Source organism: Streptomyces sp. NPDC088252, from assembly GCF_044740965.1.
Classification (GTDB): Bacteria; Actinomycetota; Actinomycetes; order Streptomycetales; family Streptomycetaceae; genus Streptomyces.
This window is the reverse complement of the sequence record NZ_JBIURS010000003.1, coordinates 546,917-553,962: the sequence shown is the minus strand read 5'-3', so window position 1 is coordinate 553,962 and position 7,046 is coordinate 546,917. Positions and strand designations below refer to the sequence as shown.

At 70.9% G+C, this 7,046-nt stretch carries 5 protein-coding genes and 2 pseudogenes; 1 reads left to right on the top strand and 6 read right to left on the bottom strand.

Features of this window, described 5'->3' with window-relative positions; genetic code table 11:
- Positions 1-130: 130 nt before the first annotated feature.
- The 4 genes and pseudogenes from ACIOHC_RS09640 to ACIOHC_RS09625 all read right to left on the bottom strand — a co-directional run bounded on the left by ACIOHC_RS09640 (position 131) and on the right by ACIOHC_RS09625 (position 3,212).
- Positions 131-796: a response regulator transcription factor gene (locus ACIOHC_RS09640; RefSeq protein WP_351081995.1), complete on the bottom strand. Its 666-nt coding sequence runs from the start codon at positions 794-796 to the stop codon at positions 131-133.
- A complete protein-coding gene (locus ACIOHC_RS09635) occupies positions 793-2,067 on the bottom strand; it encodes a sensor histidine kinase (protein ID WP_401842173.1) in 1,275 nt (424 codons plus the stop codon). The genes ACIOHC_RS09640 and ACIOHC_RS09635 overlap by 4 nt, the downstream gene beginning before the upstream one ends.
- A gap of 50 nt (positions 2,068-2,117) precedes the next feature.
- Positions 2,118-2,561: pseudogene (locus ACIOHC_RS09630) on the bottom strand (ABC transporter permease); the annotation flags it as partial.
- Positions 2,558-3,212 (bottom strand): annotated as a pseudogene (locus ACIOHC_RS09625) (ATP-binding cassette domain-containing protein). The pseudogenes ACIOHC_RS09630 and ACIOHC_RS09625, both read right to left, overlap by 4 nt.
- A 143-nt stretch (positions 3,213-3,355) precedes the next feature.
- Between ACIOHC_RS09625 and ACIOHC_RS09620 the strand changes: the two are divergent.
- Positions 3,356-3,919 (top strand): GNAT family N-acetyltransferase, encoded by a 564-nt coding sequence (locus ACIOHC_RS09620; RefSeq protein ID WP_351081991.1) that lies wholly within the window; start codon positions 3,356-3,358, stop codon positions 3,917-3,919.
- 37 nt (positions 3,920-3,956) lie between these two features.
- Here ACIOHC_RS09620 and ACIOHC_RS09615 read toward each other — a convergent pair whose 3' ends face one another.
- A complete protein-coding gene (locus tag ACIOHC_RS09615) occupies positions 3,957-5,591 on the bottom strand; it encodes a type IV secretory system conjugative DNA transfer family protein (RefSeq protein WP_401842170.1) in 1,635 nt (544 codons plus the stop codon).
- 1 nt (position 5,592) lies between these two features.
- Positions 5,593-7,011, bottom strand: a complete 1,419-nt coding sequence (locus tag ACIOHC_RS09610; protein ID WP_351081988.1) for an ATP-binding protein — start codon at positions 7,009-7,011, stop codon at positions 5,593-5,595.
- Between the last annotated feature and the right edge of the window lie 35 nt (positions 7,012-7,046).

Sequence of the window (7,046 nt, the reverse complement as noted above, 5' to 3'; positions counted from 1 at the left end):
GGTACTGCAGGGGGGACCCTGTGGGAGAGTAGGACGCCGCCGAACTCCTTTTACGGGAAGCCCCGTGTCCTTGTGGCACGGGGCTTTTCCGCGTTCATCTCTCTTTTTTCGGTCAGGGGTGACCAGTTGTTCAGCCGGCGGTGACCAGGTGGGTGTCGTAGGCCAGGATGACTGCCTGGACACGGTCGCGGGATCCCGTTTTGGCGAGAATGCGCGTGACATGTGTCTTCACCGTCGATTCCGCGAGGTGGAGTCGCTCGGCGATCTCCGTGTTGGTCCATCCCCGGCCGATGACCGTGAGGATTTCCCTTTCCCGTTCGGTGAGGCTCGCGATGCGGGCGTCCAGCGTGGTGGGGCCGCCGGGCACGGCCGGCAGATGGTGTGCGTACGCGTCCAGGAGGCGGCGGGTGAGGCTGGGTGCGACCACCGCGTCGCCGCCGGCCACGGCCCGTATGCCGGAGAGGAGTTCCTCGGGCAGCGCGTCCTTGATGAGGAAGCCGCTGGCGCCGGCACGGAGGCCGTCGTACGCGTACCGGTCGAGGTCGAACGTCGTGACAATGAGGACGCGCGTGCGGGCACCGGCCCTGATGATGCGGCGCGTCGCTTCGATGCCGTCCAGGAGCGGCATGCGGATGTCCATCAATGCCACGTCCGGTTGGTGCTGGGAGACAAGGCTCAGAGCCTCGTGGCCATTGGCGGCCTCGCCGACGACCGTCATGTCGTCCTGGCTCTCCAGCAGCATGCGGAAGCCGAAGCGTTGCATCGGCTGGTCGTCCGCGATCAGCACGGTCGTCACGAGGGGGTGTCCTTCAGGGGTAGTCGGAGCCGTACCTGCCAGCCGGCCGTGGCCGGAGCCGTGGCTGTGGCCTGCGTCGGCAGTGGGCCCGCTTCGAGTGTGCCGTCGTAGAGGGATGCCCGTTCGCGCATCCCGGTGATTCCCCGCCCGCCGCCCTCGGGTCCGTCCCGGGTGGTGCCCGTGTCCGTGATCAGGGCTTCCAGCTCCTTCGCCCGGTAGGTGAGCGTGACCTCCGCGGTCGGCGACGGGTCGGTGCCGCCGTGCTTCAGCGTATTCGTGAGGGCCTCCTGCACCGCGCGGTAGACCGTCAACTGCCGCCCCGCGGTGGGTGGGGACGGCGGAGGCGTGCCCCGGACGCTCAGGCGCACGGGGAGGCCCGCTGTTCGTACGCCGGTGAGGAGCGCGTCCATGTCGTCGAGGGTCGGCTGCGGGGTGCGGTCGGCCTCGGCGGGGTGGTCGCGCAGGACATCGAGCAGACGGCGCAGTTCCGTGAGGGCCTGCCGGCTCGTGGTGCTGATGGCCTCCAGGGCTTGGGCCGCCCGGTCGGGGCTCTTGGCCGCCGCGTAGGCGCCGCCGTCCGCGAGGCCCGTGATTACGGAGAGGTTGTGGCCGATGATGTCGTGCATCTCCCGGGCGATCCGGGTCCGTTCGGCGGCGGCGGCGAGCCGGGCCTGCTGGTCGCGTTCGAGCTTCAGCCGGTGGGCGCGGTCGACCAGGGCCTCCGTGTACTCCTTGCGCGTACGGACCACGATCCCCAGCAGGGCCGCGAGTGCGAACGCCCAGAGGTGGGGGACGAACAGCAGGTCCCAGCTGTGCGGGAAGCCCACCGAGCCGACCACGAGCGGAACGGTCACCAGGGCGCCCGCCCGCGCCAGGGCCCGCATGGGCAGCCGTAGCGCGATGTTGAAGACGACGATCTCCTGCAGGTAGGCGGCCTGGACGAGCGCCCCCGTCCAGACATTGATCAGGGCGAACGGGGTCATGAACACCAGCACGGCCGTCGGACGGCTGCGGCGCCACAGCAGCGGTGCGGAGAACGCCATGCTCATCAGCAGGACCACGGGTTCGGGCGCGTTCCGGTTGCCGGCCACGGTGCGCCAGCCCCCGGTGGTGAAGTCGAGTACGGCGAAGATCACCCAGAACGTGGTGAGCAGTCCGTTCCAGACCACGGGCCGTCGCAGGTCGAACGCGCGGACGCGCTGGAGCAGTTGCTGGAGATGCCCGGTCAACGCGGTGGTGCCCGTACCCCGGTCCTTGTGGTCGTCCGTCACGTGTCCATCCTCGCGGGCGGCCGGCCCGGCGTCATGCGTCACGTCGGCGTCTGGGCGATGACGAAGGCCAGCAGGGCGGTGGTGAACATGGCCACGAGGACGGTGACGGTGAAGACTGCCGCCTTCGCCCACAGCACCGGGAGTCTGCGCGGGACCGCGGCGAGCGAGGCGCGGATGAGGCCCGTCGAGTACTCGCCCGCGGTCATCAGGATGCCCAGGACCACCGTGCACGACGTACCGAGCACCGAGCCGTAGAGCACCAGGACGACCGTGTCCACGTCGGAATCGCCGCCGCCCGAGGTGTATGTCGCGCCCATGACCACACCGATGCCGAGCACCAGGGCGGACGCCGGGACCAGAGCGGTCCGGGAGGAGCACAGGGAGCGGAGCTTGTGCCGTTCGGAGCGCAGGACCCGGGTGGCTGTGACTCGGTACGGGTCTTCTTCCGGGTGCCGTTCCGCGCGGGTGATCGGGTGGCCGATCGCGGTCGTCATGCGGGGGTTCCGGTCGGTTCGGGGGCGGTGATCCGGTACTCGACCGACTCCTGGGTCAGGTCCACGAAGGCCTGTTCCAAGGAAGCGGTGCGCGGGAAGAGTTCGTACAGGGGGATGGCGTGGGCGGCCGCCGTGCGGCCGATGTGTGCCGCGTCCGTGCCGTGGACCTCCAGCTCGTCGGGGGCCGAGGCGGGGCGGGAGGCGATCTCGATGCCGGGGCCGGTGAGGAGCTCGCGCAGGTCGGGGTCACGACCTTCACCGACGCGCCGCCCGCGGGATCCGTTTGTGGGCGATCGTGTTCAGCCCCGCCAGATCGAGGACATGCTCCACGCGCCGGCGCGGGGTGTCGTGGGTGTGGGCGAGCGCCATGAGGTGGTTGAAGGCGGTCCGGCCGAGATGGACGGAACGGGCCTCCAGGAGTGCGCCGACCTCGGTGAGCGGCGCACTGTGGGCGGCGCACGCCCGTCCGCCGATCGTCGAGCGGCCTCGGGTGGGCGCGTCCGGGCTGAGCAGCATGCGCACGGTCGTCGATTTCCCGGCGCCGTTCGGTCCGAGGAATCCGGTGACGGTGCCGGGCCGGACCGTGAAGTCGAGCCCGTGGACGACGGTGGTGTCTCCGTGCCTCTTGGTGAGTTCGTATGCCCTGATCACGCGGTCGACGCTACGGAGGGGGCGTGCGTCGGACGTCGGACCTGGGGCGGGATGTGATGGGGCGGGTAGTACCGGGGTACGACGACGCCCTGCCCGGTGAATGTTGATTGCACAGGTCGGTTGCCCGCGGAGAGGATCGGCGGATGGAACATGTGATTCGAGCGGTACGCGCCGATGAGTGGCCCCTGGTCAAGGAGTTGCGGCTGACCGCCCTGCAGGACCCGGCTGCGCCGATGGCGTTCGTGGAGACGTACGCGCAGAGCGCGGCGCAGCCCGACGAGTTCTGGCGGGACCGGGCGCTCGGCGCCTCCGGGACCGGGCAGGGCGAAGTACGGCAGTTCGTCGCCGTCGGGCCCGAGGGGCGGTGGGACGGCAGCGTCACCGTGCTGATCGAGCGGTCGGGCGCGGAGGTGCGGTTCGGGGAGGCGGTCGACGTTCACCAGGCCCATGTGGTCGGTGTGTTCGTACGGCCCGAGGCACGGGGCAGGGGCCTGGCGGAGGCGCTGTTCCGGGCCGGGACGGACTGGGCGTGGTCGTTGCGTGAGCCACGGATCGAGCGGGTGCGGCTGTATGTGCACGAGGACAACACGAGGGCCGCGGCGCTCTATCGGCGGATCGGGTTCGCGGCCACCGGGCATACGGTGCCGGTGCCGGCCGACCCGTCCGCGCGGGAGCTCGAGTACGCGGTGAGGCGGCCGGCGGTGTAGGCGGCGCGCGGGGGCCGTCCGGTCAGAGCGAGCCCACTCACCGTGAGCCCATGAGGTCCTGTGTCCAGCGGGCGCGGGCCTGCTCGCGGGAGCGGAGAAGGGCCAGGGCCGGCAGACCCATGGCCTGGCCGGTCGACAGCAACTCCGGGAGCCGGGGGAGGGGTGCCACCGCGGCGACGTCGTCGAGCACGAGCGTCATTGGTGGGTCGAGCCGACCGTCGGTTGACCGTGCGGCCATGCGGCGGCCGTGCTCGACCACGTGCGAGGCGAGTGCCGTGAGCAGGGGCATTGCTCCGGGACCCGAGCGGGGATCCTCGATCGGTTCACCCACCACATAGAGGGTGCCCCCTTCGTCCGCGAAAGATTCCAGCACGAGTGAATCCGCCCGGTTGGGCGTGCAGGCATCGCGGATGTGGACCGAGGAGAGCGCGGTGAAGGCCCGTACCGTGAGCTCCTGTGCCATTTCACGGCGTTCGGGGTGAGCGGTGAGCGCGGACTCCAGCAGGCCCGCGAGTCCGGAGGCCGCTTTGGGGTGGGTGCGGAGCAGGCGCACCGGCTCGTGGGCGCTGCCGCCGAGGGCCCAGCGGTGGACCTGGCGGAAGGGGCGGCCGTCGATGGCGGCGGCGTGCAGCCAGCACTTCAGGAGTGTCTCCGCGGTGTCGGCCGTCGTCGCGTCGATACGGGCCTGCGGCCGGACCGGGGCGAGGAGCGCCGTGGAGCGCGCGGCGGCCGTGTCGGGCTGTTCGCAGCCCGCCGTGGGGGACCAGTGGAGGCGGGCCGGGGTGTCGCAGAGGTGTCCCGGGTCGTAGACGAGGACCGGGCCGATCTTGGCGCGGGCGTCCTTCGTCTCGGCCCAGACGGTGGGGTCGGAGGTGACGACGAGCGCGGGTCCGTCGGCCTCCAGGATCGCCTGGACGACGGTGGGGCGGCGGGTGGCGGCCGGTCCGTACACGACGAGGGGGGTGCGGGGCGTGGGGAGCGCGGCGGCGTGGGCGGGGAGCGGATCGGTGTCGGACGGTACGTGCTCCACGGGGGTGGGCACGGGTACGAGAGGTGGCTCCGGGGCAGGGGGCGCCGGTGGGGCGGGTGTGACCGCCGGGTGCTGGAGCGTCTGCTGCGGCTGCGGCTGCGGCTGCGGCTGCGGCTGTGGCTGTGGCGCAGGAGTAGGAGCAGGGGTGGGTACCGGATGGGGTTGTGGTGGGGCCCCGGTGAGGGGTTCGGCGCGGGGTTCGTGCTGTTGGGACCGTACGGCCTCGACTCCGTCCCCGGCCGTGCCCCCGCCGCCGTACCGTTCGTCGCGTTGGCGCGCGCGCACCGCCCGCCAGCGGGCCACCACGCCCAGCACGAACACCGTCAGCACCACCAGCACCATCAGTTCGCCTATGAACAGGCCCCAGAACAGGCCGTACCCGGAGAGCGCGTCCGCCGGGGTGTTCGGCCAGGCGGCCGGGAGGTCGTGCGGAGCGGTGACGAGTCGACGCATCGCCAGCGGGGTCTCGGTGAGGGTGACCCCCTCCGGCCAGGCGCCGTGCGCGAAGAGTCCGGCCAGGCCGGTGGCCGTCCAGGCCAGCAGCGTCAGCCCGAGCAGGAAGGTCAGCAGCCCTATCAGCAACCCGTCCGGGATGCCGCCGCCTCCACTGCCCCTGGTACGTACCTCGCCGTGCCCCGCCATGTCAGGCCACCGTTGACTCGGACGACTCGTTCAGCCGTTGTTGGTGCTCGATCCGTGCCGCGCGTTGTTCCGCCTCCAGGTCGGCGGCGAGTACGTCCTCCGGGAGGAGTTCGGCCGTGGAGGACTCGGTCATCGCGCGGTCGGTGAAGACCAGCGGGCGTTCCGCCTCGGTGATCAGGTGTTTGACCACCTGGACGTTGCCGTTGACGTCCCAGACCGCGATGCCGGGGGTGAGGGTCGGGATGATCTCGACCGCCCATCGGGGCAGGCCGAGCACGCGTCCCGTCGCTCTGGCCTCGTCGGCCTTCTGGGCGTAGATCGTGCGGGTCGATGCCATCTTGAGGATCGCCGCGGCCTCCCGGGCCGCCGCTCCGTCGACGACGTCGCTGAGGTGGTGGACGACGGCCACGAACGACAGACCCAGCCGCCGGCCGAACTTCAGCAGGCGCTGGAAGAGCTGCGCCACGAAGGGCGAGTTGATGATGTGCCAGGCCTCTTCGACCAGGAAGATGCGTTTCTTCCGGTCGGGCCTGATCCAGGTGTGCTCCAGCCAGACGCCGACGATCGCCATCAGGATCGGCATGGCGATCGAGTTCCGGTCGATGTGCGAGAGGTCGAAGACGATCAGCGGGGCGTCGAGGTCGATGCCGACGCTCGTCGGCCCGTCGAACATGCCGCGCAGGTCACCGTCGACCAGCCGGTCCAGGACGAGGGCGACATCCAGGCCCCAGGCCCGTACATCGTCTATGTCGACGTTCATCGCCTCGGCGGATTCGGGCTCCGGGTGGCGGAGTTGGTCGACGATGTCGGTCAGGACCGGCTGGCGGTCGGTGATCGTCTCGTTGACGTAGGCGTGGGCGACCTTCAGCGCGAAGCCGGACCGTTCGTCCAGGCCGTGTCCCATCGCGACTTCGATGATCGTGCGGAGCAGTGCGAGCTGGCCGGTCGTGGTGATCGCGGGGTCGAGCGGGTTGAGCCGGATGCCGCCGTTGAGCGCGGCGGTCGGGTCGAGGCGGATCGGGGTGAGGCCGAGCTCCTGGGCGATGAGGTTCCATTCGCCGACGCCGTCCTCGCCCTGGGCGTCCAGGACGACGACCTGGCGGTCGCGGAAGCGGAGCTGGCGGAGCACGTACGTCTTCTCCAGCGCGGACTTGCCGTTGCCGGACTCGCCGAGCACCAGCCAGTGCGGGGCGGGGAGCTGCTGTCCGTACAGCTGGAAGGGGTCGTAGATGTAGCCCTTGCCCGAGTACACCTCGCGGCCGATGATCACGCCGGAGTCGCCGAGGCCGGGGGCCGCGGTGGGCAGGTAGACGGCCTGGGCCTGTCCGGTGGACGTACGGACGGGCAGCCTCGTCGTCTCCACCTTCCCGAAGAGGAAGGCGGTGAAGGCGTCCGAAAGCGCGGACAGCGGATCTCGCATGGCGTGACCGACCTCCCTCTCGTTTCTCTCGGTTC